Origin of the sequence: Paenibacillus sp. GYB004, from assembly GCF_036577605.1 — a bacterium.
Classification (GTDB): domain Bacteria; phylum Bacillota; class Bacilli; order Paenibacillales; family NBRC-103111; genus Paenibacillus_AB; species Paenibacillus_AB oceani.
The window spans coordinates 1-255 of record NZ_JARBDB010000061.1 but is presented as its reverse complement, the minus strand read 5'-3'; the positions used below and the strand labels follow the sequence as shown (position 1 = coordinate 255).

Below are 255 nucleotides of genomic sequence, written 5' to 3'. Positions count from 1 at the left end.
TAGAAGCAGCCAAGCGAGAGCTTCTAGACGAAGTTCGAATGAATTTTGACTCTTTCATGGAATCCCGGCCGGAGGGAAAGCCGTTTTGCTATTGGTGGGGCCCGACCAATACCCATCGTACGTGGGAGCAGGGATCCGGCAAGGCTCTGTGGGGACTGAATCCAGACGATCTCATGGGCCGGCTGCCCGCATTTTTGCCGGACGTTCCGGAGGTTCGAGAGGATGTTTGCGATTATTTGGGCGAATGCCAAGCGC

The 255-nt window shown here is 55.7% G+C and carries 1 protein-coding gene; it reads left to right on the top strand.

The window, feature by feature from the left end:
- Window positions 1-38: 38 nt before the first annotated feature.
- Window positions 39-255: hypothetical protein (locus tag PV433_RS26850; protein ID WP_332075103.1), on the top strand; the 217-nt coding region annotated here is incomplete at its 3' end.